This is a genomic window from Streptomyces sp. NPDC102278, assembly GCF_044766345.1.
Classification (GTDB): Bacteria; Actinomycetota; Actinomycetes; order Streptomycetales; family Streptomycetaceae; genus Streptomyces.
This window is the reverse complement of record NZ_JBIWLV010000002.1, coordinates 288,067-312,744: the sequence shown is the minus strand read 5'-3', so window position 1 is coordinate 312,744 and position 24,678 is coordinate 288,067. Positions and strand designations below refer to the sequence as shown.

Genomic DNA, 24,678 nt, shown 5'->3' with positions numbered 1-24,678 from the left:
GGAGCGCCGGCGTCGCACATGCGAGTGAATCGCACCTGGTCAAAGGGCGTACGACAGCTGTAGCCGCAATGGATCCGCTGTGCCACCGTGGGGTCATGGAGGGGAATCGGCACGTACACGATCACCGTGAGGACCATCCTCATCACCGTCACGATCTCCATCACCATCATCATGACCGTCACGAGCACGAGCACGAGCACGAGCACGACCGGGACGAGCACGCGGGGCTCGGTCGGCGCCTGGCGCACCTGATCCGCCCGCACGGCCACGAGGCGGCCGACAGGATCGACACGGCCATGGAGACCTCGCGCGACGGCATGCGCACGCTGTGGCTCTCCCTGCTCGTGCTGGCGGCGACCACCGTCGTCCAGGCCGTCATCGTCGCCCTGTCGGGATCGGTGGCCCTGCTCGGCGACACGGTCCACAACGCCACCGACGCCCTGACCGCCGTCCCGCTCGGCATCGCGTTCGTGCTCGGCAGGCGTGCCGCGAACCGGCGCTACACCTACGGCTACGGCCGGGCCGAGGACCTCGCCGGGCTGCTCATCGTGGCGACCATCGCAGCCTCCGCAGCGCTGGCCGCGTGGGCGGCCGTCGACCGGCTGTTGCACCCCCGCGACGTCACCCACCTGTGGGCGGTGGCCGCCGCCGCGCTCGTCGGGTTCGCCGGCAACGAATGGGTGGCCCGCCAACGCATCCGCACCGGCCGCAGGATCGGTTCCGCCGCCCTGGTCGCCGACGGCCTGCACGCCCGTACCGACGGCTTCACCTCCCTCGCGGTCCTGCTCGGCGCCGGCGGATCCGCCGCCGGCTGGAAGGCCGCCGACCCGGTGATCGGGCTGCTGATCACCGTCGCGATCCTGTACGTCCTGCTGGGAGCCGCGCGGGAGGTGTTGCGGCGCCTGATGGACAGCGTGGAACCCGGCCTGGTCGAGAGGGCGGAGAACGCGCTGCGCACGGTCACCGGCGTGCGGGGGGTGGGACAGGTACGGATGCGCTGGATCGGGCACGCCCTGCGCGCGGAGGCCGACATCGTGGTCGACGCCCACCTGACGGTGGTACAGGCCCACGAGCTGGCCGAGGCCGCCGAGCACGCCCTGGTGCAGGCCGTTCCGCGGTTGATCGCCGCGACCGTCCACACCGACCACACGCCGGTCGGGGTGGAACCGAGGGTTGCCTGAAGCGGTCTCCCGTCGTTGGGCACGACGTGAACGAGACGAGAAGAACCGTTCCGGCAACCTGGCCGGGCCTCAGCCCCCGAACCGGCGAGCACGCACGTCCCTCGGGGACCCCGATCTACGACGCCGTCGTGCGGCAGTGGCGCGAACAGGGCCGGGAGATCCCGCGCCCGCCCGCCCCACCGCGCCGCTGGGCCCGGGTGGAGAGCGTCGACCTCTTCCTGCGCGATGAGGCGATCACGGGCGTCCGCCCTGCCGGGTGAGCACCCGCGGGCGGTGGTCCAGCCGTTGTCCGTGAGGTCGCGGACCGACAGGTCGGCGCGAGCGCGGCCGCCGTCTCCATCAGGGGGAGCACGGCGTCCTCGTCGGGCAGCAGTTCCAGCAGCCGGCACAGCAGTACGGTGCCGTCACCCGGAGGTACCGGTCCGGTGCAGGCGAGCAGGTCCACCCGGAGAAGGACGTCGGCGTCCAGCGCCCGCTCCCGCACCACCCGCAGTGCCGACGGCCGCGCGGCGATCCGGGCCCGCAGGTCGAGGAACACCTTGAACAGCGGTACGACCTGCGCGGCGCGCAGGCCGCCCTCGACCTGTCGCTGTCGGGTCTCGCCGAGAGCCTGTGATGCCGGTGCCGGGTCGGTGAGTTGGTGCAGGCGGTCGTGCGTGTCGTCCTCGTCCTACGCCAACTGCCTTCGTCAGAAATTGATATGACGGCATGACACCGACCCCGAAAGTCGAAGCCTGTCGGGGTCGCGTCACGGAGAGCGGCCGAATCAGTCGGCGTAGGAGGCCCCCGCCGAGGGGGCGTTCGCCGGGGGGAGGGTCACGGCGCCACCCCGTCGGTCGGCAGTCCCAGGGTCTCCGGCAGGCCCAGCGCGATGTTCATGCTCTGTACCGCGCCGCCGGCCGTCCCCTTGGTGAGGTTGTCGATGGCGCACACCGCGACGAGGCGCCCCGCCGCCGGGTCCACCGCGATCTGCACCTGCGCGGTGTTGGAGCCCAGCACCGCGCCGGTCGTGGGCCACTGCCCCGGCGGCAGCAGACGCACGAACGGCTCCTCCGCGCAGGCCGACGTGTACGCCGCGCGCAATCGCGCCTCGGTCACGCCGGGCAGCAGTCGGGCCGAGCAGGTCGCGAGGATCCCGCGCGCCATGGGGGCCAGCGTCGGGGTGAAGGAGACGCCGACCGGGGTGCCCGCCGCCAGCGAGAGGTTCTGCTCCAGTTCGGGGGTGTGCCGATGGCCGCCCCCCACGCCGTACGGGCTCATCGCCCCCATCACCTCGGAGCCCAGCAGGTGGGGCCGGACCGCGCGCCCCGCCCCCGAGGTGCCGCCGGCCGCGACGACCACGGCTTCCGCTTCCAACAGCCCGGCGCCGTAACCGGGCCACAGGGCCAGGGTGACGGCCGTCGGGTAGCAGCCGGGCACCGCGATGCGGGTGGCGCCGGCGAGCGTCTCGCGCGCGCCGGGCAGCTCCGGCAGGCCGTACGGCCAACTCCCCGCGTGCTCACCGCCGTAGAACCGCTTCCAGGCGTCCGGGTCCCGCAGCCGGAAATCGGCTCCGAGGTCGATGACCAGCGTCGTATCGGGAAGGCGCGCGGCGAGCGCGGCCGACTCCCCGTGCGGCAGGGCCAGGAAGACCACGTCGTGTTCGGCGAGCCGGTCGGGGGAGGTTTCCTCCAGTACCCGGTCGGCGAACCGGTGCAGGTGGGGCTGGACGGAGCCGAGCGTGCGCCCCGCGCTGGTGTGCGCAGTCAGTGCGCCCACCTCGACTCCGGGGTGGGCGCCGAGCAGCCGCAGCAGCTCACCACCGGCGTATCCGCTCGCTCCCGCGACGGCTGCCCGCACGCTCATCTGCGCCTGCCTTCGGCCGTGTTCGGTGCAGTGGTCATCAGAGTTCCCGTTCGCTGATCAAGGTGGTGGGGGTGGTGGTGCGTACGACGGCTCCGCGCGCGGCGGGCCGGCGCGCGCGGGCGTGTTCCTCGGCGGACACGTCGGCCACCGTACGGCCGCCTCAATGACATTTAGCTTAGCCTAACCTAAGTGCTTTCGATCTTGGCCGCGCCGCTTTACCCGGAGCGGGCCGCCTGCACCGGGCCGGTCATCCCACCGTGCGGGCACCGTCCACCGCGCGGGCGCCGTCGGCTTCCACCGCGCGGGGGCCGTGGGCTTCCGCCGCGCCGCCGCCCACCGCGCCGGCGCCCGCCCCTGTCGGCCGGCGCCGGCGCCCGCCTCAGTCGGTCAGGGCCGCCGAGACCACGCCCCGCGCCTCCTCCTGGACCCTCGCCAGGTGGTCGGGACCGAGGAACGACTCCGCGTAGATCTTGTAGACGTCCTCGGTGCCCGACGGGCGGGCGGCGAACCAGGCGTGTTCCGTGGTCACCTTGATGCCGCCGATCGCCGCCCCGTTGCCCGGGGCCTGCGTCAGCACCCCCGTCACCGGCTCTCCCGCGAGCGTGTCCGCGGTGACCTGGTCCGGGGACAGCCGGCCGAGCACCGCCTTCTCCTCACGGGTCGCGGGGGCGTCGATGCGCGCGTACGCCGGTTCCCCGAACCGCGCGGTGAGCTCCCCGTACCGTTCGCTGGGCGTCTGCCCCGTCACCGCCAACATCTCCGACGCGAGCAGGGCCAGCAGGATCCCGTCCTTGTCGGTGGTCCACGGCGAGCCGTCGTGCCGCAGGAACGAGGCTCCGGCCGACTCCTCCCCACCGAACCCGAGGGCGCCCGAGGCCAGCCCGTCCACGAACCACTTGAAACCGACGGGCACCTCCACCAGTTCGCGCCCCAGGTCCTCGGCGACCCGGTCGATCATCGCGGACGACACCAGCGTCTTGCCGATGCCCGCGGTCGCCGGCCAGTCCGGGCGGTGCGCGAACAGGTAGGCGATGGCGGTCGCGAGGTAGTGGTTGGGGTTCATCAGGCCGGCGTCCGCGGTCACGATGCCGTGCCGATCGGCGTCGGCGTCGTTGCCCGTGGCGATCTGGTAGCAGCCCGCGCTCTCGATCAACGACGCCATGGCGTGGGGCGAGGAGCAGTCCATCCGGATCTTGCCGTCCCAGTCCAGCGTCATGAACCGCCAGGTGGGATCGGTGTACGGGTTCACCACCGTCAGGTCGAGCCGGTGCTCCTCCGCGATCCGGCCCCAGTACGCCACGGACGCGCCGCCGAGCGGGTCGGCCCCGATCCGCACGCCCGCCGCGCGCACCGCGTCCAGGTCGAGCACGGAGGGCAGGTCGGCCACGTACGCCCCGAGGAAGTCGTGACGGCCCGTCGTGCGCGCGGCCAGCGCCCGCGCGTACGGGATCCGCCGCACCTCCTTCAGGCCGCCCGCGATGATCTCGTTGGCGCGCGTCTCGATCCAACCGGTGGCCGCCGAACCCGCCGGTCCGCCGTGGGGCGGGTTGTACTTGAAGCCCCCGTCCGCCGGCGGATTGTGCGAGGGGGTGACCACCACGCCGTCGGCCAGGCCGGAAGAGCGTCCCCGGTTGTACGTGAGGATCGCGAGGGACACCGCGGGCGTCGGCGTGTACCCGTCGGCCGCGTCGATCAGCACCGTCACGTCGTTGGCGGCGAACACCTCCAGGGCGGTCACCCGGGCCGGTTCCGACAGCGCGTGCGTGTCCGCGCCCAGGAACAGCGGTCCGTCGGTCCCCTCCCGCGACCGGTACTCGCTGATCGCCTGGCTCGTCGCCGCGATGTGGTCCTCGTTGAAGGACGTCGTCGTCGACGATCCGCGGTGCCCCGAGGTGCCGAAACTGACCCGTTGGACGGGATCCGCCGGGTCGGGGCGCAAGGCGTAGTACGCGGTCACGAGTCGGGCGACATCGATCAGATCGCCCTGCTCCGCCGGCCGGCCCGCTCGCTCGTTCGGCATCCGCCGTTTCCTCCACACTCGTCGTGATGATCGACCCCGGTCGGGTCGCGCGGAACACCGGACCAGGCCGGGCCTCGGCCCGCGCCGCCCGCCGCGTCATCGTCCGCCCAGCCTTCCCCGTACCGGCGCCCCTCACGCCTTCGGCCGCGACCCTGCCCGGCCGGTGAAACGGCACGCGAACGGCACGGGAACGGCACGGGAGCGGCGCGGCGACCGGCAGGGGAGCGGCGCGGCGACCGGCAGGGGACAGGGCGGCCGGGGGAGGGCCGGGGGCGGCGGACGGATCCGGTCGGGCGCGGATTCGACCGTACGCCGGACGCCCACCCGGCCCACCGGGGCGTGGGGGGAGCCGCCCATCGGCGCGTGGCACGCGGCGCGGGGCACGCGCTCAGTGGTGAGCGGCGCCCAGCGCGGCCACCGCCGCCACCATCCGGTCCCAGAAGAGGTCCGTCCGCAGGCCCACGGCGACTCGGGCGTTGGCCGGCAACCCCAGGCGCCCGTGCAGGTCCACCACGGTCGCCCCGCGCGTGTGCCGTCCGTGCAGCTCGACGGCCACGTGCGCGTCGACGCAGGCGACGATCCCGGGGTCGATGACACGGGCCACCGCCACCGGATCGTGCACCGGGGGAGCGGAGAACCCCCACAGGCGGCGATAGGTTCCGGCGAAGTACCGCAACAACTCGACGCAGATCCCACCGAGTTCCGAGTCCAGTGCCTCGAACCGGGCCAGCACCCCGGGGGTGGCGAGTGCCTGGTGGGTCACGTTCAACCCGCACATGGTCACCGGCACACCGCTGCGGAAGACGATGTCCGCGGCCTCCGGGTCCACGTGGATGTTGAACTCGGCGGCCGGGGTTCGGTTCCCCCGTTCCGTGGATCCGCCCATCAGCACGATCTCCTTGATCCGCCCGGCCACTTCGGGGTGGCGGGTCAGCAGGAGCGCGATGTTCGTCAGCGGAGCCGTCGGCACGAGCGTCACCGGCTCGGGATGCCCCAACAGGACCCGCCGGAGCAACTCCACGGCGTGTTCGGGGACCGCCGTCATGGTCGGCGCGGGGAACCGGGGACCGTCGATCCCCGACACCCCGTGCACGTCCTCGGCCACCTCCAGCGGTTCCACCAGCGGGTGCGCGCACCCCGCCGCGACCGGCACACCGGTGATGCCCGCGACCGTCAGCACGCGGAGCGCGTTGAGCGTGGTCTTGTCCAGGGTCTGATTGCCCGCCACCGTGGTGACGGCCAGCAGGTCGATCGCCGGATCCCCCGCCGCCAGCATGATGGCCAGGGCGTCGTCGTGCCCGGGGTCGCAGTCGATGACGATCGGAACGGCCAACGCGGGCACCTCTCCTCGGCCCGCCGGGCAGGCGGGTCTCGTCCTGGTCCCAGTGTGACCCCGGTTCCCGCCCGCGGGACCACTCGAACCGGCCGTCCGCGCCCCCCGTCACCCGCCGGCGCCTCGGCCGGATGGAGCAGGCCGCAAGCGGCGGGCGGGCCGTGACCCGATGCTGGGCCCAGACATCGCCCGGGCCCGCGGGGGTCCGATACCGAGGAGGTACCAGCGTGCGCCCGCTGCACATCGCGAGCCGATCCGCCGCCCGTCCCCGTCCCCGTACACGAGGCCTGCGGCGTGCGGCCGTCGCCGCCCTCGCCGCGACCGCGCTGGCCGGCGGCCTCACCCCGGCGGCCGCGGGAGCCGGCCCGGCGGAGCCGCCCCGGGACCGGTCCCTCCAGCGGCAACTGCGCGAACTCGTCGAGGCGCCCGGCGGCCCGCCCGGCGCCATCGCGGTGCTCCGCCGCGACGGCCGACAGGAGGTCTACCGGGCCGGCGTGGCCGAGGTCGGCCGCCGGGAGGCGCCCGGCCTCGACGACCACATGCGGATCGCCAGCGTCGCGAAGGCGTTCAACGGCGCGGTCGCCCTGAGCCTCGTCGACGACCACCGGCTCGGCCTCGACGACACCATCGGCCGACGTCTGCCCCGACTCCCCCGGGACTGGCACGCGGTGACGCTCCGCCAACTCCTCAACCACACCAGCGGCCTCCCCGACTACACCGAGGACCCCGAGTTCCTGGAGATCCTCACCGCGGACCCCCGACACCGCTTCGACTCCCGCAGACTGCTCGACTACGTGGCCGACGAGGACCTCCGCTTCGAGCCCGGCTCGCGCTACCAGTACTCCAACTCGGACAACATCGCCGTCGCGCTGATGGCCGAACAGGCCACCGGCCGCCCGTACGAGGAGCTGCTGAAGGAGCGGGTGTACCGACCCCTCGGCCTCCGGAACACCAGCCTCCCCCAGGGGTACCGGCTGCCCGAGCCCTTCATGCACGGCTACGCGGTCGATCCCCCGGCCCCGCCGGAGGACGTCAGCGAAGTGCTCGGAGCGTCGGGCGTCTGGGCGTCGGGCGGCATCGTCTCCACCCCCCGCGACCTCTCCGCGTTCATCCGCGGCTACGCCGGCCCCGAGCTGCTGTCGCCGCCGACCCGACGCCAACAGCAACGGTTCGTGCGCGGCGGCGCCTCGGAACCCGCGGGGCCGGGCGTCAACGCGGCCGGGCTGGGGATCTTCCGCTACACCACGCGCTGCGGGGCCGTCCTCGGCCACACCGGCAACTTCCCCGGCTACACGCAGTTCGCCGCGGCCACCCCGGACGGCAGGCGGTCGGTGACCGTGTCCGTCACGAGCCAGGTGACGCTCGACCCGGACCTCCTCGAACGGCTCCGCGCAGTCGAGGAGAACTTCGTCTGCCGCCTCCTCGAAGACCACTGACGGCGGACCGCGCGTCGGGCCGGACCGCGGCAGCCGCCGGCACGGCCCCGATCGGCCGACGGGGCGTCAACCGACGCCCCGTCACCCCATCGGTGCGTCCGCCTCGCGCGTCTCCCGCCCATCGCACAGGGTGATGATCATCGGCTGCCCGGCGCGCCCTCCCCGGCGTCGCCCGGCCGCGCCCCCTTCACTGCCCGGAGGACACGTTGCACAGCCCGCCCTCCCCGCACCACCCCACCCGCCGCACCGTCGTACGGGCGGGGGCCTGCGCCGCCGCCCTCGCCGTCGGGGTCCCCGGTACCGCGGCCGGCGCCGCGTCCCGCGTCGGCGCCCCCGCCGCACCCGTCGCGCCGCCCTCGTCCCGGGTCGCGGCGCAGGCCCTGCCCCTGCGGGCCGACACCACCACCCAGGGGGACATCCTCGCGGGCTTCCGCAAGGACCACGTCTGTGTGCTCCTCGTCCACTTCCGCCACGCGGGCCAGGCCCGCCGTTGGCTCGGCGGGCTGCTGCCCGAACTCTCCACGACCGATCAAGTCGCGCGATTCAACGCCGAGTTCAGCCGGGCGCGCACCCTGCGCAACGGTGTGGACCCGGCCGGCATGGCCACGCTGTGGACCGGTCTGAGTCTCACCCATCCCGGCCTGAGCCTGCTCGCCGGCAAGGACCCCTTCCCCGCCGTCCCGGTCGGCGGCACCGCAGAGGCCTTCCGCGACGGGGCCGCCGCCCGCGCCGAGGCACTGGGCGACACGGGACCCAGCGCCCCCGACTCCTGGTTGTTCGGCGCGTCCGAGGACGACGTGCACGCCGTCCTCACCCTGGCCGCCGACGACTCCGGGCGACTGGCCGAGGCCGTCGACCGCCACCGCCGCTCGCTGGACGGCGCCGCCGCCACCGTCCTCTTCGGACAGGACGGAGCCACGCTCCCCGGCGCGCTGCGCGGCCACGAGCACTTCGGCTTCCTCGACGCCATCAGCCAACCCGGCGTGCGCGGCTTCGACGCGTCCGACGCCGCGAACCCCGCGACCGTACAGGGCAAGCCCGGCACCCGGCTGGTGCCCGCCGGTGAGTTCCTGGTCGGGCACGAACGCGTCGGCGCGCGTCCCGCCGGGCTGCCCGCATGGGCCACCGGCGGCTCGTTCCACGTCGTACGGCGCCTCGCGCAGGACGTGCCCGGGTGGTGGAACCAGGCCGCCGAATGCCTCGCCGAACTGAAGAGGTCCGGGGCCGCGCCGGCCGACGCCGATCCGACGTGGCTCGCCGCCCGCATGATCGGTCGCTGGCCCGGCGGCGCCCCGGTCGCCACCTGCCCCGCCGCCGAACGCGTCCCCCTGCCCGGCGAGGACATCGACGGCGCGCTCGACTTCCACGACGACCCGCAGGGTTGGACCACGCCGCTGTTCTCGCACATCCGCAAGAGCAACCCGCGCGGGGGCCTCACCCCGGCCCCGGGACGTCCGCCCCTGCCCATCGCCCAACTCGACTCCCGTCGCATCATCCGGCGCGGCATCCCCTTCGGCCCACCGCACCGGCCGGAGACCGGATCCCGCGCGGGGGGAGGCGACGACGCCGCGCGCGGCCTCCTCTTCGTCAGCCATCAGGCGGACCTCGTCGAGCAGTTCGAGTTCATCGCCAAACGCTGGGTCAACGATGTGGACTTCCCGCCCGCCCGCCACCCCGTCCCGGGCGCCGACCCGGTCATCGGTCCCGGTTCCCAGGCCGCGTTCGAATGCCCCTCGCAGAGCGGCAGCCGCGCCACCACGCTCTCCTTCCAGCGGTTCATCCGCACCGAGGGCGCCGTCTACGCCTTCACCCCCTCCCTCCCCACCCTGCGCTCCCTGGCCGCGGGCAAGCTCGACGACTCCATCGAGGTGCACGCCGGTACCGTGCTGCGCTCCGGCGACACCCTGGACGCCGGAGCCGTCCGCCTGAGCATGGAGAGCAGTGGCGACCTGGTCCTGTACGACGGCGACGGCCGTACCGTGTGGAGCGCGGGCACCTCGGGCACCGGAGCCCGGGCGCGTTTCACCGCCGACGGCGAACTCGCCGTCCTCACGGAGGCCGGCCGGCCCCTGTGGTCCTCCAAGACCACCGGCCACCGGGGCGCCCGACTGCTGATCCGCACCTCCGGCGACGCGGTCATCGTCCAAGGGGACAAGACCCTGTGGCACGCCGGGTGAACACGGCTGCCCCGATGGCGCGTTCGGACGAGCCAGCCCGGGACGCCCCGGCCGGCTCGTCGGCGCCGGGCCGGTCGCGGGGTTGCCTCCCCCGCGGGTGTCGGCCCGTACGGATGTACAGCCCGGCGCGGGCGAACCGGCGGCCGACCGGCACTCGTCGGGACGGGTGTGAACGACATTGATGAGCGGTACGTCGCGGAACCCGGGCTGGTCGTCTTCGACGTGACGGGCGGCGACGAGGAGACGGTCCGCGCGGCGGTGGTCGCGCTGGGTCGACTGTGCGCGACGTCGGGGATGGGCCGCGTCACCTGCGAACCCGGCCGGCCGGGGGTGACGGCGCGCGTGTACGCGGACCTGTTACGCCCGGGCGGCGCGCGATGACCGTGGCGCGCCCCGTCGGGACGAGGGTTGCCGGCGCCGGCATCGTCCGGTCGCTAGCCTGGCGGCATGACTGCCTCCGCCGGGAACGATCCCGCCTCCGCTCCCCGTCGCTACACCGTCGTACTGCGCCCGGGACCCCGCCCCGAGGGCGGGACCGGGCGCCAGGGCATCGTGCGCACGGCCCTCGTGGACTTCACCGGCGAGCCGGGCACGTCCGGTTACCCGCGCTACGAGGGCGAGGGCGTCCAGGCCGACATCGACCCCGAGACCCGCACGGTCGAGGCGGTCACCCTCGACGGCTCGGAACTCCCCTACGGGTGGGTGGCCCAGATCGCCGACAACTGAGCCCCGCATGATCCGAAGGACAGGCCCTACGCCGGCCCGTCGCCGGGTTCGGCCATGCCCGCCTCGAAGGGGACCACCGGGCGCCAGCCCAGGTCCCGGCGCAGCCGGGCCGAGTCCGCGGTGATGTGCCGGACGTCGCCCAGTCGGTACTCGCCGGTGACCACGGGATCCGGGCCCGCGCAGGCGGCCGACAGCGCCCTCGCCATGTCGCCGACGGTACGGGGATCGCCGCTGCCCACGTTGTACGCGACGAAGCCCGGGGTGTCCCGCACCGCCTCCAACGCCACGGCGTTGGCCGCCGCGACGTCCCGTACGTGCACGAAGTCCCGCCGCTGCCCGCCGTCCTCGAAGACGCGGGGGGCCTGCCCCCGCGCGAGCGCGGAACGGAAGAGCGCGGCGACTCCCGCGTACGGCGTGTCGCGCGGCATCCCCGGCCCGTAGACGTTGTGGTAGCGCAGTGAGACCACCCGCCCGCCGGTGGCCCGTGCCCAGGACGCCGCGAGGTGTTCCTGGGCCAGTTTGGTGGTGGCGTAGACGTTGCGCGGATCCATCGGGGCGTCCTCGGCCACCAGCCCCGGTGCGAGCTCGGCGCCGCAGTCGGGGCAGCGCGGCTCGAACCTGCCGGCGCGCAGGTCCTCCTCGGCGCGCGGTCCCGGGCGGACCACGCCGTGCGCGGGGCACTCGTACCGCCCCTCGCCGTACACGACCATCGACCCGGCGAGCAGCAGCCGCCGCACCCCGGTCTCCGCCATCGCGGCCAACAGGACGGCCGTGCCGTAGTCGTTGGCCGACACGTAGGCGGGGGCGTCGGCGAAGTCCTTGCCCAGCCCCACCTTGGCGGCCTGGTGGCAGACCGCGTCCACCGCGGCCAGGGCCTCGCGCACCTGCGCGGGGTCCCGTACGTCCCGCCCGTCGTCCTCCGTCAGGTCGAAGACCACCGGTTCGTGTCCGCGTTCCGCCAGGGCGGAAACGACGTGCGAGCCGATGAAGCCCGCTCCTCCAGTCACAAGTACGCGCATGCCCCGACGCTATGCCGCCCGGGGCGCGGCGCGGCGCCCACCGGGCCGCACGTCACGGATCCGTAAGAACGGGCCCCTCACACGCTCGGGCGCGCGGCGTCGGCCGCCGGGGCGGTCGCTCCGCGTGCGGAGTGGTGCCACGGGCGGTATGAATTGATTCGTCCCATACGTGATCGGAGTGTCCCGTGGACGACTATCCACTGCTCAACCTGTTCTGGACCATGCTCTGGCTCTTCATCTGGGTCATGTGGTTCTTCCTGCTCTTCAAGGTGATCACGGACATCTTCCGCGACCACGAACTGCACGGCTGGGGCAAGGCGGGTTGGCTCGTCCTGGTGCTCCTGCTGCCGTACATCGGCGTCTTCATCTATCTCATCGTCCGCGGTCGGGGCATGGGAAAGCGCGACGTGAAGCAGGCCGAGGAGCAGGAGCAGGCCTTCCGGCAGTACGTCCAGAAGGCCGCCGGGACGCCCGGTACCCCGGGCGGCGCGGCGGACGAGCTCCACAAGCTCTCCACGCTCAAGGACAAGGGCGACATCACCCAGGAGGAGTTCGACCGGGCGAAGGCGAAACTGCTGACCTGACCCGGACTGCCCGCGAGACCGGCCCCCGGTACGGGCGCCGGCGCCACCACCTCGCCACGATGCCACCTCGCCTGCGACCGGCGAGGTGGCATCCGGCCGTCCCCCGTCGGTCGGTCACCGGTCCGGGGACAGGACGGCGCCGAGCTGGGTGCGGGAACGCACGTCGAGCTTGCGGTACACCCGGCTGAGCATGCCCTCCACCGTCTTGACCGACAGGAACAGCTGCTGGGCGGCCTCCTGGTTGCTGGCGCCCCGGCAGATCAGGCCGGCGAGCCGGAGTTCCGAGGGGGTCAGTCCTCCCCGCGACCCGACGGCCGGGCGCCCGCCGGGCAGCCGGTCCAGGAGGGCCGCGGTCACCTCCTGCCAGGGCCGGGCCCCGGCCGCCGCGTAGAGCTCCGCCGCCTCCTCCCAGGCCGCACGCGCGGCGGCCTGCCTGCGGCGCGCCCGCTCGGCCCGGCCGCGGGCGAGATGGGTGCGCGCCTCCTCAAGGGGCAGCCCCACGCTCCGGAAGCCCCCGGCGGCCTCCCCGAAACACGCGACCGCCTCGTCGGCCCTGCCCTCGCGGGCCAGCAGCACGCCCCGGGCACGGACCAGGGCGGCCGCCGTGCCCGGCCCCCGCCCCCGGATCCCCGGCGCGGCCTCGGCCCGGGCCAACAGCAACCCCGCCCGGTCCGTGTGCCCGCCGGCCGTCAGGGCCTCCACGGCGTCCGGCTGCCAGCGGAACATGCTCGGATCGGCCACCGGCCGGTCCCCTTCGAGACGGGCCACCTCCGCGAAGGTCGCGGCCGCGCCCGCCCCGTCGCCCGTGTGGAGCCGCACACAACCCCCGACCCACAGGCTGCGCGCGTGGTAGAGGGCGTCCCCCTCCTCCCGGGACGCCTGGACGCCGCGCTCGGCCAGCCGCGACGCCGCGGCGAAGGATCCGCCGGCGCTCTGCGCCAGGGCGGCGGTGTACCAGGCGGGGCCCGGCGACAGGCCGTGGGCGGCCGAGTGCGCCAGCGCCCGATCGGCCCACTCCAGGGCGCGGCCGCACGATCCGAGCCGGGCGTCGACCTCGCTGAGACTGCGCCAGAGATCGACGAGGTCTTCCGGGTCGCCCTCCCGCTCGGCGATCGCGAGCAGTTCCAGCAGTCGCCGCCGCGCGAGCGGCAGCCGGTCGTCGAAGACCTCGTGGCGTGCGGCGAGGTACTGGGCGCTGTTGCGGATCCCGTACTCCTGGACCGGCACCCCCAGGGCCAGGGCCTCGTCGAGGGTCCGAGCGGCGTCGGGCACACCGAGGACGCGCTCCATGCGGGCGCGCATCGTGAGCGCCGCCGCGCGCAGCGCCGGCTGCCCGCCGGCGCGGGCCAGTTCCGCAGCCCGCGCGGCCGCGCGCAGCGCCCGGTCCGGCTCCTCGTGGGAGATGTTCGCCGCGATGGCGGCGCGCAGCTCGATGCCCGCCAGCAGTCCCGCATCCTCACCCGCGAGTTGCCTGCACCGGTGGAAGAGGGGTTCGAGCTCCGCGAGGGCCTGACCGTGGGAGTCGATGAGGGCCAGCAGCACCGCCACGTGCCGGGCGGGTTCGACGGCCGCCTCGGTCACGGCCTCCACCGCCTGCCAGGCGAGATCCGTACGACTCGCCGCCGCGGCCTCCCGCGCCGCCGCCGTGATCCGGCGCAGCCGAGGCTCCGGCCGGTCCGCGGGGGTGAGCCCGGCGGCCAGCAGGAACAGCTCGGCGGCCAGGGCGCGGTCACCGCCGTCGCGGGCCGAACAGGCCGCGCGTTCGGTGTCCTCGGCCGCGGCCCGGTCCGGGCGGCGCAGCACGAGAGCGTGGTGGCGGGCCCGGTGCGCGGGGTCCAGGACCGCCGCGGCCAGGGCCCGGTGCAGTTCCTCGCGTTCGCGCGGCCCACCGGCCCGGGCGGCGGCCGACGCGAGCAGCGCGCCCTGGAAGACCAACTCCCCGGCGGCGGGGCCGTCCCGTAGCACCCCGGCGCGCCGCGCCCGGGCGAGGTGCTCCTCCGCGTCCGCGCAACCCGCCCGGGACAGCAGGGACAACGAGGGACGGTGCGCCAGCGCGGCGACCGCCAGGGTGCGCCGCACCGGACGCGGGAGCGTCTCCAGCCACTCCCCGGCGGCGTCCCGCAACACGGCCGACGCGGCGATGCCGCGCCGTTCGGAGGCGGGCAGCGCCGCCAAGGACGTACACGCCAACGAGGTCAGCAGGCGGTGGCCGCCGCACAGCCGGTCCACGGTGGCCGCCCACCGCCCGGGCAGCCCGTGCCCGGCGAGGAGGCCGGCGGTCTCCGTCACGTCCAGCGGAGCCGGCGCGACGTACGGCGCGTGTGCCCCGACCAGTCGGACGGCGGAGCGCGGCCGGCCGCTCTCGCGTTCGGTGGCCACGACCGTCAACCGCTCGGCGGGCAGCGTGCGCAGCGCGTACCCCAGGACGTCGGCACTGAAGGCGTCGAGCCACTGGACACCGTCGACGACGAGCAGGGCCCCGGGTTCGATCGCGCCCAGCAGCGCGGTCACCGCCGAGCGCGCGGCCGCCGGCCCCGGGACCTCGACCTGCCGGCCCGTCGGGTTCGCCAGCCGCTCCAGGACGTCCCGCCGGGCATCCGTCAACCCCCGCGCGTGCCCGGCCACGTCGCCCGACAGCAGCTGGGCGAGGCCGCCCCCGGGATCCGCGACGTCCCCCTCGGCGCCGGTGACGCGCAGGAGCGTCCGTCCGTCCGCCACCCCGGCGGCGGCGAGCCTCCGGGCGAGCGTGGTCTTGCCGGCCCCCCACGGCCCGATGACGACGACACGCCCGTCCCGGGCGAGCGCGCGCCGCGCCGCATCGAAGGCGGGGTCCGGCGCATCCGCGCGAGCGCCGCCCCGGTCGTCCGTCACCTCGGTCTCCCACGTCACGACACGGACCGTAGGTTCGTCGTCCGCCCGGCACAACGGGCCCCGCGCGATCGACTCCACGGACAAGGGTTTCCTCCGATGCCCCCTCCCGCGGGCCGCCGCCACTGTGTTGGCCACCACCTCGGGGCCGGGAGGCCGCCACCGGCCCCGGGAGGCCGCCGCGGCCCGCCGCGGCCGCGCCGGCGCCCGCCGGCGCGTCCCCCCGTGAGAGGAACCCGTCCTCGTGCGCACCGTGAACCACAGGCCCGCCTGGGCCTGTCTCGCCGCCGCCCTCGCCCTGGGCTCGCTCGCCGCCCTGCCGTCGGGGGCGGCGGCCGCCGCCCCCGCTCCGGACCCCACGCCCGCCGCCACACCCCGACTCCTCGACGCCATGCGCCGCGACCTCCACCTGAGCGACGCGGGTGTCCGTGAACGGCTCGCGGACGAGAGCGCGGCGAACCTCGCGGCGGCCCGTATCCGGGCCCGGGCCGGCGACCGGATACCGGGCCTGTGGTTCGACGCCGCCGCCGGCCGTCTCACCGCGGCCGTCACCACCGACGCGGACGAGGCCCTGGTCCGGGCGGCCGGAGCCGTACCCGTACGGGTCGGGCACACCGGCGCCCGACTCGACGCCACCACGAAGGCCATCACCCGCCAGGTCGGCGCCGGCATCGACGGAGTGGTCTCCTGGGGGCCGGACGTCCGCAACAACCGTGTCGACGTCACCGTCGACCGGGCGGCGAGCACCGCCTCCACCGAGCTCTTCGTGGCCGCCGTCGACGCCCTCGGACCGATCGCACACGTCACCTACACCTCCGACACCCCCGTGCAGCAGTCCGATGTGATCGGCGGGGAGAAGTGGACACCGGGCAGTGAAAGCCCCTGCTCCATCGGCTTCCCCGTCACCCGCACCAGTGGCGGCACCAAGGCGTTCCTGACCGCCGGGCACTGCACCAACGACACCAACCAGCCCGCCTACGGCAAGGACGGCACCCGCGTGGGCACGTCGAACAGGAACGGCAGCGGCAGCGTCAACGCCCGCGAGGGGGACATGGGCATCGTCGACGTCGACCAGAGCGGCTGGAACGTCGTCCCCACCGTCGCCGGATACGGACAGGGCGACATCACCGTCACCGGTTCCGCCGACGCGATCGTGGGCACCGCGATCTGCCGCTCGGGCCAGACCACCGGTCTGCGCTGCGGCGAGGTCACCAAGGTCGACCAGAGCGTCGACTACGGCAACGTGGTCATCGAGGGCCTGTCCTACTCCAGCGCCTGCTCCGCCGGCGGCGACTCCGGCGGCGCCTACGTCACCGCCGCCGGGGGCAAGGCCATCGGCCTCCACTCCGGCGGCGGCAGCGCGACCTGCAGCTCCGGCAGCGGCGAGAAGTTCACCATCTTCCAGCCCGTCAACGAGGCCCTCAGCCGATTCGGCGCCACCCTCGTCACGGCCACCCCGCAGCCCGGCGACGTCACCGTCACCCCCGTCCCCGCCCGGTCCACCGCGATCGGCACCCCGGTCGAACTCAAGAACACCGCGACCGGTGGCGCCGCCCCCTACACCTGGACCGCCGGCGGGCTTCCCGCAGGCCTGACCATCGCCGCCACGACGGGCACCGTCACCGGCGCACCCACCACCGCGGGCACGTCGAACGTCACCGTCACCGCGACCGACACCGCCGGCAGGAAGGCGTCCGCCTCCTTCACCTGGACCGTCACCGCCGTCGGCGGCGGCGCCCCGGTCCTGCGGAACCCGGGCAACCAGATCGCCTACGTCAACAAGCCCGTCAGCCTCCCGATCCAGGCCACCGGCGGCACCAGGCCCTACCGGTGGACCGCCGACGGACTGCCGGCCGGCCTGAGCCTCGACACCGCGACGGGCACCGTCACCGGCGCGCCCACCACGTGGGGGATGCGCACCAGCCGGATCGCCCTCACCGACGCCGCCGGCCGGACCGCGACCACCGACATCACCTGGAACGTGTACTTCTGACCACCGGGGCCGACCGCCCGGCCGTCACCCGCCTTCCCGCGGGCGGCGGCCGGCTCCGCACCGGGCATCGACACCGTCCGGCCGGGGCCAGGGCATCGGGACCGGCCCGGTGAAGAGGCCGTCGGGGAGTTCGCGCGATCCGAGCAACCCCAGCGCGGCGGCGACGGTGGCCCCGTGCCAACGCGCCGACCGACGGAGCATCGCGTGCCCGCCCTCGGGCATGACGATGCCCGCGGCCCGCGCCCCGCCGGCGCGAGCCCGCCGGACGTGGCCCCACGTCGCCCGGGCATCGGTGACCCGGTCCGCCTCGTCGTGCAGGAGCACCACCGACTTGCCCGCGAGCTGTGTCACCGGCTCACCGGGCGGGCACCACGGGGCGAGCCCGATCACCGCCCGTACCGCCGGGTCGCCCGCGGCGCGCAACGCCGCCCGACCGCCCATGGAGTGGCCCACCAGGACCACGGGGACGGCTCCGACGGCGCGGCGCAGTTCGTCCAGGGCGCGCACGGTGTCCCGTACCGGGTCCTCCCGGGCGCCGTTCCAGCCGCGGTGGCGGTAGCGGACCTCCGCGACGACCACGCGGTCCGGCCCGGTGGCCCGCGCCAGCGCGCGGGTGAACGCCCTCATGCGCACCAGGGGCAGGTTGAGGGCGGGCGGCGCGGTCAACCCGTCGGCCCGGCCGCCGTGCAACACGAGGATCGCCGCCGTCGGATCCGCCGGATTGCGCCGCAGGGACAGCGCCGAGGGCAGCTCCCGGCCCGGCGCGGCGGGAACGTGCGGCGACCCGGGGCTCATCGAGGACCTCCTCGCGGCGCTCACGCCCGCGCTTGCGACTCGTACCAGCCGGCCGGTGTGGCGGGCATGTCGCTGCGCCCCTCCCGGGACGGCCGGACGGCGAGGATCTGGTCGACGCCCATGCGGCGCTCGGAGAACGCCAGCGAACTGCCCGCGAGGTACAGACGCCACACACGGGCCGTGGTCTGGCCGACGAGCGACTCGAAGTCCACCCACCGCTCTTCCAGGGTGCGGCGCCACGCGTCGATGGTCCGGGCGTAGTGCTCGCGCAGGGCCTCGACGGACCGCACCTCGAACCCGGCGTCCTCGATGAGGTCGACGGTGCGGCCGACGGGTCGCATGTGCATGTCGGGCGCGATGTAGGTCTCGATGAAGGCGCCGCCGCCGGGGGCGTCGAGCCCACGGGACATCTGCTGGACCAGCAGCCGTCCACCGGGTCGCAGCACCCCGTGGAGCAGCGAGGTGAACTCGGGGTACTCGACGTCCCCCACGTGCTCGCCCATCTCGACGGCGCTGACCGCGTCGTAGCCCCCGCCGTCGATGTGGCGCCAGTGCCGCAACTGCACCTCGACCAGATCGGACAGGCCCTCCCGCGCGACCCGGTCGCTCACGAAGTCGCGCTGCGCCCGGGACAGTGTCACGGCGGTGACGCGGGCCTTGTGGGCGCGGGCGGCGTGGACGGCGAGCGAACCCCAGCCGCAACCGACGTCGAGGAGGCGTGAGTCCGCGCGCAGGCCGACCTTGCGGCAGATCAGTTCCAACTTGTCGTACTGGGCGTCGGCCGGCGTGTAGTCGGGGTCGTCGGGGCGGGACCAGTAGCCGCACGAGTAGGCCATGGTCGGGTCCAGGAGCAGGGCGTAGAACTCGTTGGACAGGTCGTAGTGGTGGCTGATGGCGGCCCGGTCGCGGGTGGAACTGTGCAACCTGCCGCTGAGGCGGGCGCGGGCGGCGTCCGGGGCGTGCGGCGGTATGCCGGCCACGCCCAGCCCCACGGCGAGCGCCGCGGCCCGGGCCCACCCCGTGGGGCCCGGTGTCGTGGTGCCGTGCTCGCGCACGGACTGCCAGGCGCGGCCGAGCCCGTCGGCGAGGTCCCCCTCGATGTCCAGGTCACCGACGATGTAGGCCTCGGCCAGGCCGAGCTCGCCGGGCTGCCACAGCAGGCGGCGCAGGGCGTCGGGGGAGCGGAGCACGACCAGGGGGGCGTCCCGCGGCCCGGATTCGCTGTCGTCCCACGCGCGCAGGCGTACCGGTGGGGGTCCGGCGAGGAAATGCTCGAGGAGTTCGGCCAATCGGTCTGCCACGGGCCTCATCGAGGCTCCTTCCACCAGGGGACCCTCGTACCCGGTTCGGACACGAGGACACGGCCGCGCCGCCGGAGCGGGCGCACACGCTCACTTCGCGGCCGAGGCCCGGTCGGATTGGTCGCGGCCCGGTCCCCTGGACCGCGACCCCCCTTGCGGGGCCCGGCAGGGCCCGACGGTCACGGCACTAGCGCCCGTCCGGATCGCGTTCCGCCGCTTCGGCGAGGCGTTTGACGATCGCCAGCCGTCGATCCCAGTCGGCCGCGAGCGCGGCCAGCCGGCGCGCCGTCGCGTTCAGGGCCGTCGGCCGCACCGTGTACCTCACCTCGCGCCCGACCCGGCGGCCGGAGACGAGTCCGGCGGTGTCCAGGACGGCGAGGTGTTTGACCACGGCCTGCCGTGACACGGGAAGCCCCGCGGCGAGCGTCGTCGCGGTGACCTCGCCCTGCGCGGCGAGGAGGTCGAGCAGTCGGCGCCGCGTCGGATCGGCGAGCGCGGCGAGGACGTCGTCGACGGCGCCCTCGTCGGCGCCCCGGTGTTCCTCCGTCACGCGGACGGCTGTTCGGCGCGCTTCTTGAGCGCGTCGAAGACCTGGGGCCAGCCGCCGGTGTTGTCCGCCACCGCCTTGCGGCGCAGTTCCTCCGACCCGGCCAGCGCGGAGAACCCGCTCTCCACCACGCGGAGCCGCGTCGCGTCGCCCTCCGGGGTCAGGGTGAACTCCACGAGCGTGCTGTTCTCCTCGCGAGGTTCCTCCCCGGGGAACGCGCTGGCCCAGCGGTACGACACACGGGTGGGCGGCTCGACCTCCTCCACCCGTACGGGGAAGTCGCCGTACTCGGCGTTCTTCGCCACCACGCGGGCTCCGGCCTCCGCCACGGCGCCGGTGGGGCCGGCCGCGTCGGACACCCAGAAGCCGGGGTCGGCCACCAGCGACCACACCCGTTCCACGGATGCCTCGATCAGGATCTCGCGTTCGATCCGGTCCTCGCTCATGGGGGCCTCCCTCGTCGATTCCATTCAGTGCAACTCCAGGGTTGCACGTCTGCGTCCGAGGTGCAACCGTCCGGTTGCACCTCGGGGTGGCACGGGTGGTGCCCGTGCGTACGGGCGCACCCTGGGGCGTTCACCCGAATGGCCCCGCCCGGGTGGTCCCGGCGGTCTCGGCGGCGGATCGTCGATCTCACGTCGCAATCGCCGGCGTGTCCAACTGCTCGGGGTGTTCGGCCAAGGAGGCTGTCATGGCCCAGACCGCGACCCCGTCCGGGGCGCCGACACCGCAACCTTCCCGCTGGAGCGAGCGGGGCGGCGGCGGGTACACGGGCTCGGGCGTCATGTTCGCCGGTGTCCTGCTCTTCGTCGACGGGGTGCTCGCCGTCCTGAACGGCATCGGGGCGCTCGCCAGCGACGATGTCTTCGCACGGGTGGGCAGCTACGTGTACCGCTTCAACCTCACGACGTGGGGCTGGATCCACCTGATCCTCGGCGTGATCCTGCTCATCGCCGGCGTGGGGATCCTCAAGGGCGCGGCATGGGCGCGCGCGCTCGGTGTCGGCCTGGCGGCCCTCAGCATCGTGATGAACTTCCTGTGGCTGCCGTACCAGCCCCTGTGGGCGATCGTCATCATCGCCATCGACGTCTTCATCATCTGGGCCCTGCTCACGGAGCGGACCCCCCGGGCCCCGGCGTGAGCAGGACCGGTCGCGTCCGCGGGCCCGACCCGCGGTGATGTCCGTCCGCCCCCGGCCCCCGCGCCGGGGGCGGCGGCGTGGGTGACGGGGGTCACGTCGGGGCGTGGGAACGCCACTGACTGGTTGAGCGTTCATATAGATGTGGCTGCGGAGGGGACAGTGTCCCCGGGCCCCACCCATGGCCCGCGGGGAAGATCGTTCGGCTGAAGCCCCGTGGAGCCCGCCGCCGTGAGGCGACACCCCTCCGCGCGCCACACCCCTGAGCCGCCCCGGCCGGTCACCCCCCAGACCGGCCGGGGCTTCCCCCTTTACGGGTGTCTCCGGTCTTGAGGCTTCCGCCCCGTGCCCGGACGCCGAACTGCCCCCTCCCGAGGGGGAGGGGGCAGCGCGAGGTCACGGTCGCCGGTGCGAACGCGTCGGTTGAACGGGCGTCACCGGCGGGAGCGGGGTCAGTGCTTGACCGGCTCCAGGCAGAGGACGAACTTCTCCTTGTCCCACTGCTGCGCCAGGGCGGCCTCGCCCACGGTGCACGCCGCGGTGTCGAAGGTGTTCTCCACGACCTTCAGCACCTTGTAGTTGGCGTCCTTGTCGTCACAGCCCTTCGTCTCCACCTCGGGGCTGTTCTCGCTGCCCGTCACCTTGACGCAGTCGCCCGCCTCGGCGCGCACCGGCGAGTTGAAGAAGTACGAGATGCCGAACTTCACCACGATGGCGACGACGACGATGGCCACGAACCTCATGAACTTCTTCGCTTTGGAACCCTTGGGCTTCGCGGCCTCGGGAGCGGGCGTGCCAAGGGCCGGGGGAGCGGTGTGCTCGCCCTGCGGCGACGGCGGAGTCGACATGGTGGGTCCTTCCAAGGGAACTTCTTCGAACGCGTGAACGTTACAGGCCGCGAAAACGGCAAATCAGACCTCGGCGCAACCGTGGAGATCGGATGCCGAGTTGTGATGCGTCCATGGCGAAACCGTGATTGCCGCAGGTCGAGCCGCGATCCGCGGCGGGCGTTCCACCGGCCCCCGGGACGGAGCACTTCACCGACCCCAACCGACCCCAACCGACCCCGCATCCCGCGGGAGCGGTCGACGGCCCGGCCGCTCGGCGACGGCGCCGCTACGCGTCCTCGGGATCCGGCAACGCCTGTTCGGACCAGAGGACCTTGCCGTCCGGCGTGTACCGGGCTCCCCAACGCCGGCTGATCTGCGCCACGAGGAAGAGTCCGCGGCCGCCCTCGTCCGTGGTGGTGGCGTAGTGCAGGCGCGGTGAGCTGCTGCTGCCGTCGAAGACCTCGCAGGTCAGCATCCGGTCGAACAGGAGCCGGACGCGAACCGGCGCCGAGCCGTGGCGGATCGCGTTCGTGATGAGCTCGCTGAGGACCAGCTCGGTGCCGAACGCGAGCTCGGACAGGCCCCATTCCTCCAGCTTCCGCACGGCGTGGGCCCGCATGGCGCCCACCGAACTCGGTTCGAAGGGCACCTCCCACTCGGCGATGCGGTCCGCCGGCAGCGCCGACGTCCGCGCGACCAGCAGCGCCACGTCGTCGCGGGAGCGCACGGGCAGGAGTTGCGCGAGAACGGCCCGGCAGGTGTCCTCGGGCTTGCGGTCGGCGTGGGCGAGTGCCGCCCGGAGGAGATCGAGCCCCTCGTCGATGTCGCGGGCGCGGTCCTCGATCAGCCCGTCGGTGTACAGCACCAGCTGGGAGCCTTCCGGCAGCTCCAACTCCGTCGATTCGAACGGGAAGCCGCCGAGTCCCAGGGGCGCGCCGGCGGGCAGCTCGGGGATCTCCACGCTGCCGTCCGGCCGCACGATCGCCGGCGGCACGTGCCCGGCGCGAGCCACCGTGCAGCGCTGCGTCACCGCGTCGTAGACGGCGTAGAGACAGGTGGCTCCGAGCAGGCCGCCGTCGGCTCCGCCGTCCCCGCCCTGGTCGATGTACTGGACGAGGTCGTCGAGCCGGGCCAGGAGTTCGTCGGGGGGCAGGTCCAACGAGGAGAAGTTGAGCACGGCGGTACGAAGCCGTCCCATGGCCGCGGCCGCGTGCAACCCGTGGCCGACGACGTCGCCGACGACGAGCGCGACCCTGCTGCCGGGCAGCGGGATCACGTCGAACCAGTCGCCTCCCACCCCGGACTGCGCCGGCAGGTAGAAGTGGGCCACTTCGACGCCGCTCTGCTCGGGCAGGTCCCGGGGGAGCAGGCTGCGCTGGAGGGTCACGGCCAGGGCGTGCTCGCGGGTGTAGCGGCGGGCGTTGTCGATGGTGACGCCGGCCCGCGCCACGAGTTCCTCCGCGAGCGAGAGGTCCTCCTCGTCGAAGGGCTCCTCCTTGCGCGACCGCCAGAAGTTGACCAGGCCCAGCACCGCGCCGCGGGCCTTGAGGGGAGCCGTGATCAGGGAGTGGACGCCGTAGTCGAGGATGGCCTGCGCCCGTTCCGGGTCCTGCGCGTACCAGCCGGGCGCGTCGGCCAGATCGGGGATCAGTTCGGCCCGGCCGGTGGTGAGGCCGCGTGCCTGGGGCGTGGACGGCCGGAAGTCGATCAGCCTGCCGCGCGGGTAGAGCGGCACGTCGTCGGAGATGCCGCTGAAACCGGTGCGGAGCAGGTCGGGGGCCGTGCCGCCGGGCTCGTCCCCGTGCAGGACGGCTTCCGCCAGCTCTACGGTCGCGAAGTCCGCGAACCGCGGAACGGCCACGTCGGCCAGTTCCTGGGCCGTCCGCTCCACGTCGAGGGTGGTGCCGACCCCCACCCCGGCGTCGTACAGCAGTCTCAGCCGACGCCGGGCCGCGTCGGCGCGGGTGCTCAGGACGCGCATCTCGGTGGAGTCCCGGATGGTGACCGCCGCCCCCTCGGGCCCGCCGCCGGGACGCGTCGGACGCTGGTTGATCACCAGGAGCCGTTCCCCGGCCTCGTGCACCTCGTCGGTGGCGACCCGGCCGGACAACAGCAGGTCGCACACGGTCCGGTCGAGCCCGGGAAGGTTGCCGATGTACTGCCCCTCGGCGTCGGCCGGCAGTTTCAGCAATCGTTTCGCCTCGTCGTTCGCGAGGAGCAGCCGTCCACCGCCGTCGGTGATGAGCACCCCCTCGCGGACCGCGTGCAGCACCGCGTCGTGGTGCTCGTACATGCGGGTCATTTCCTCGGGGCCGAGCCCGTGGGTCTGGCGGCGCAGGCGCCTGCTGATGAGCCACGCGCCCACGGTGGCCAGGGCGAGACCGGCCGCGCTGGCCCCGAGGATGACGGGGAGCTGGCGGTCGACCACGCCGGACACGTTCTTCACGGTGAGCCCGGCCGACACCAGTCCCGTGACCTTGCCGTCGCAGTAGACCGGTACGACGGCCTGGATCTCCTTGCCCAGCGGCCCCTGCACGCTCTCGGTGTGCACCTCACCGGCGAGGGAGGGTTCGATGGTGCCCACGAACCGTTTGCCGATGCGGTCGGGGAGCGGGTGGCTGTAGCGGATCCCCTGGGTGTCCATCACGACGATGAAGTCCACCCCGGCGTCCTTGCGCGTCGACTCGGCGAGCGGCTGGAGGGTCTTCGCGGGGTCGGACGAACGCAGGGCCGCGCACATCCCGGTCGAGTGGGCGACCGTCTGCGCGACCGAGACCGAGCGGGTGCGGGCTTCCCGGTCGACGTCGTGGCGTGACTGGAGCACCAGCGCCAGGACCGCTCCGGCCGCGAGCAGCACCACGATCGCCACCTGAAGGACGAATACC

General features: G+C 74.2%; 21 protein-coding genes. 9 read left to right on the top strand and 12 right to left on the bottom strand.

The window, feature by feature from the left end; translation table 11 throughout:
* The first annotated feature begins 126 nt into the window (after positions 1–126).
* Together ACIRO3_RS06250 and ACIRO3_RS06245 are read left to right on the top strand one after the other, a co-directional pair.
* On the top strand, positions 127–252 hold the full coding sequence (locus ACIRO3_RS06250; RefSeq protein ID WP_404133089.1) for a hypothetical protein: 126 nt from the start codon (positions 127–129) through the stop codon (positions 250–252).
* A 44-nt stretch (positions 253–296) separates the two neighbouring features.
* Complete coding sequence (locus ACIRO3_RS06245) at positions 297–1,181, top strand: cation diffusion facilitator family transporter (protein ID WP_404133087.1); 885 nt, start codon at positions 297–299, stop codon at positions 1,179–1,181.
* 115 nt (positions 1,182–1,296) lie between these two features.
* Here the strand turns inward: ACIRO3_RS06245 and ACIRO3_RS06240 are convergent, their stop codons facing one another.
* The 4 genes from ACIRO3_RS06240 to ACIRO3_RS06225 all read right to left on the bottom strand — a co-directional run bounded on the left by ACIRO3_RS06240 (position 1,297) and on the right by ACIRO3_RS06225 (position 6,379).
* Positions 1,297–1,719, bottom strand: a complete 423-nt coding sequence (locus ACIRO3_RS06240; protein WP_404133084.1) for a hypothetical protein — start codon at positions 1,717–1,719, stop codon at positions 1,297–1,299.
* A gap of 278 nt (positions 1,720–1,997) precedes the next feature.
* Complete coding sequence (gene argC, locus ACIRO3_RS06235) at positions 1,998–3,026, bottom strand: N-acetyl-gamma-glutamyl-phosphate reductase (RefSeq protein ID WP_404133082.1); 1,029 nt, start codon at positions 3,024–3,026, stop codon at positions 1,998–2,000.
* Positions 3,027–3,405: 379 nt separating this feature from the next.
* Positions 3,406–5,046, bottom strand: coding sequence for a phosphoglucomutase (alpha-D-glucose-1,6-bisphosphate-dependent) (gene pgm, locus ACIRO3_RS06230; protein ID WP_404133080.1), 1,641 nt, complete (start codon positions 5,044–5,046; stop codon positions 3,406–3,408).
* 388 nt (positions 5,047–5,434) lie between these two features.
* Positions 5,435–6,379 (bottom strand): nucleoside hydrolase, encoded by a 945-nt coding sequence (locus tag ACIRO3_RS06225; RefSeq protein WP_404133077.1) that lies wholly within the window; start codon positions 6,377–6,379, stop codon positions 5,435–5,437.
* Between the two features lie 227 nt (positions 6,380–6,606).
* Here ACIRO3_RS06225 and ACIRO3_RS06220 point away from each other — a divergent pair, with 227 nt between their 5' ends.
* The 4 genes from ACIRO3_RS06220 to ACIRO3_RS06205 all read left to right on the top strand — a co-directional run bounded on the left by ACIRO3_RS06220 (position 6,607) and on the right by ACIRO3_RS06205 (position 10,718).
* On the top strand, positions 6,607–7,815 hold the full coding sequence (locus ACIRO3_RS06220) for a serine hydrolase domain-containing protein (protein WP_404133074.1): 1,209 nt from the start codon (positions 6,607–6,609) through the stop codon (positions 7,813–7,815).
* Positions 7,816–8,021: 206 nt separating this feature from the next.
* Positions 8,022–9,992, top strand: coding sequence for a Dyp-type peroxidase (locus tag ACIRO3_RS06215; RefSeq protein ID WP_404133071.1), 1,971 nt, complete (start codon positions 8,022–8,024; stop codon positions 9,990–9,992).
* A 168-nt stretch (positions 9,993–10,160) separates the two neighbouring features.
* Positions 10,161–10,373, top strand: coding sequence for a DUF6207 family protein (locus ACIRO3_RS06210; RefSeq protein ID WP_361780644.1), 213 nt, complete (start codon positions 10,161–10,163; stop codon positions 10,371–10,373).
* Between the two features lie 66 nt (positions 10,374–10,439).
* Positions 10,440–10,718 (top strand): hypothetical protein, encoded by a 279-nt coding sequence (locus ACIRO3_RS06205; protein WP_404133068.1) that lies wholly within the window; start codon positions 10,440–10,442, stop codon positions 10,716–10,718.
* Between the two features lie 26 nt (positions 10,719–10,744).
* Here the strand turns inward: ACIRO3_RS06205 and ACIRO3_RS06200 are convergent, their stop codons facing one another.
* Positions 10,745–11,737, bottom strand: coding sequence for an NAD-dependent epimerase/dehydratase family protein (locus tag ACIRO3_RS06200; RefSeq protein WP_404133065.1), 993 nt, complete (start codon positions 11,735–11,737; stop codon positions 10,745–10,747).
* Positions 11,738–11,922: 185 nt separating this feature from the next.
* Between ACIRO3_RS06200 and ACIRO3_RS06195 the strand changes: the two genes are divergently transcribed.
* On the top strand, positions 11,923–12,321 hold the full coding sequence (locus ACIRO3_RS06195) for an SHOCT domain-containing protein (RefSeq protein WP_404133062.1): 399 nt from the start codon (positions 11,923–11,925) through the stop codon (positions 12,319–12,321).
* A 114-nt stretch (positions 12,322–12,435) separates the two neighbouring features.
* On the opposite strand, the gene ACIRO3_RS06190 is transcribed toward ACIRO3_RS06195, so the two are convergent.
* A complete protein-coding gene (locus ACIRO3_RS06190; protein ID WP_404133059.1) occupies positions 12,436–15,210 on the bottom strand; it encodes a LuxR C-terminal-related transcriptional regulator in 2,775 nt (924 codons plus the stop codon).
* Between the two features lie 223 nt (positions 15,211–15,433).
* Between ACIRO3_RS06190 and ACIRO3_RS06185 the strand changes: the two genes are divergently transcribed.
* A complete protein-coding gene (locus ACIRO3_RS06185; protein WP_404133056.1) occupies positions 15,434–17,182 on the top strand; it encodes a putative Ig domain-containing protein in 1,749 nt (582 codons plus the stop codon).
* 24 nt (positions 17,183–17,206) lie between these two features.
* Here the strand turns inward: ACIRO3_RS06185 and ACIRO3_RS06180 are convergent, their stop codons facing one another.
* From ACIRO3_RS06180 to ACIRO3_RS06165, 4 genes are all read right to left on the bottom strand, one after another.
* Positions 17,207–17,977 carry an alpha/beta hydrolase gene (locus ACIRO3_RS06180; protein WP_361780665.1) on the bottom strand — a complete coding sequence of 257 codons (771 nt, stop codon included), beginning with the start codon at positions 17,975–17,977 and terminating at the stop codon, positions 17,207–17,209.
* Positions 17,978–17,997: 20 nt separating this feature from the next.
* The gene (locus ACIRO3_RS06175; protein WP_404133053.1) at positions 17,998–19,287 is read right to left on the bottom strand and encodes a class I SAM-dependent methyltransferase; all 1,290 of its coding nucleotides are present in this window, start codon (positions 19,285–19,287) and stop codon (positions 17,998–18,000) included.
* A 178-nt stretch (positions 19,288–19,465) separates the two neighbouring features.
* Positions 19,466–19,828 (bottom strand): ArsR/SmtB family transcription factor, encoded by a 363-nt coding sequence (locus ACIRO3_RS06170; RefSeq protein WP_404133050.1) that lies wholly within the window; start codon positions 19,826–19,828, stop codon positions 19,466–19,468.
* A complete protein-coding gene (locus ACIRO3_RS06165; RefSeq protein WP_365996517.1) occupies positions 19,825–20,271 on the bottom strand; it encodes an SRPBCC domain-containing protein in 447 nt (148 codons plus the stop codon). The genes ACIRO3_RS06170 and ACIRO3_RS06165 overlap by 4 nt, the downstream gene beginning before the upstream one ends.
* A gap of 245 nt (positions 20,272–20,516) precedes the next feature.
* Here ACIRO3_RS06165 and ACIRO3_RS06160 point away from each other — a divergent pair, with 245 nt between their 5' ends.
* Positions 20,517–20,966 (top strand): hypothetical protein, encoded by a 450-nt coding sequence (locus ACIRO3_RS06160; RefSeq protein ID WP_361780677.1) that lies wholly within the window; start codon positions 20,517–20,519, stop codon positions 20,964–20,966.
* Between the two features lie 449 nt (positions 20,967–21,415).
* Here the strand turns inward: ACIRO3_RS06160 and ACIRO3_RS06155 are convergent, their stop codons facing one another.
* Complete coding sequence (locus ACIRO3_RS06155; RefSeq protein WP_404133046.1) at positions 21,416–21,811, bottom strand: hypothetical protein; 396 nt, start codon at positions 21,809–21,811, stop codon at positions 21,416–21,418.
* Between the two features lie 268 nt (positions 21,812–22,079).
* The gene (locus ACIRO3_RS06150; RefSeq protein ID WP_404133043.1) at positions 22,080–24,662 is read right to left on the bottom strand and encodes a SpoIIE family protein phosphatase; all 2,583 of its coding nucleotides are present in this window, start codon (positions 24,660–24,662) and stop codon (positions 22,080–22,082) included.
* Between the last annotated feature and the right edge of the window lie 16 nt (positions 24,663–24,678).

Excerpts from the sequence above, each read along its gene's own strand:
- ACIRO3_RS06245 (WP_404133087.1), top strand. The coding sequence starts at position 297 with ATGGAGACCTCGCGCGACGGCATGCGCACGCTGTGGCTCTCCCTGCTC.
- argC (WP_404133082.1), bottom strand. The coding sequence starts at position 3,026 with ATGAGCGTGCGGGCAGCCGTCGCGGGAGCGAGCGGATACGCCGGTGGT.
- pgm (WP_404133080.1), bottom strand. The coding sequence starts at position 5,046 with ATGCCGAACGAGCGAGCGGGCCGGCCGGCGGAGCAGGGCGATCTGATC.
- ACIRO3_RS06205 (WP_404133068.1), top strand. The coding sequence starts at position 10,440 with ATGACTGCCTCCGCCGGGAACGATCCCGCCTCCGCTCCCCGTCGCTAC.
- ACIRO3_RS06200 (WP_404133065.1), bottom strand. The coding sequence starts at position 11,737 with ATGCGCGTACTTGTGACTGGAGGAGCGGGCTTCATCGGCTCGCACGTC.
- ACIRO3_RS06180 (WP_361780665.1), bottom strand. The coding sequence starts at position 17,977 with ATGAGCCCCGGGTCGCCGCACGTTCCCGCCGCGCCGGGCCGGGAGCTG.
- ACIRO3_RS06175 (WP_404133053.1), bottom strand. The coding sequence starts at position 19,287 with ATGAGGCCCGTGGCAGACCGATTGGCCGAACTCCTCGAGCATTTCCTC.
- ACIRO3_RS06165 (WP_365996517.1), bottom strand. The coding sequence starts at position 20,271 with ATGAGCGAGGACCGGATCGAACGCGAGATCCTGATCGAGGCATCCGTG.
- ACIRO3_RS06160 (WP_361780677.1), top strand. The coding sequence starts at position 20,517 with ATGGCCCAGACCGCGACCCCGTCCGGGGCGCCGACACCGCAACCTTCC.
- ACIRO3_RS06155 (WP_404133046.1), bottom strand. The coding sequence starts at position 21,811 with ATGTCGACTCCGCCGTCGCCGCAGGGCGAGCACACCGCTCCCCCGGCC.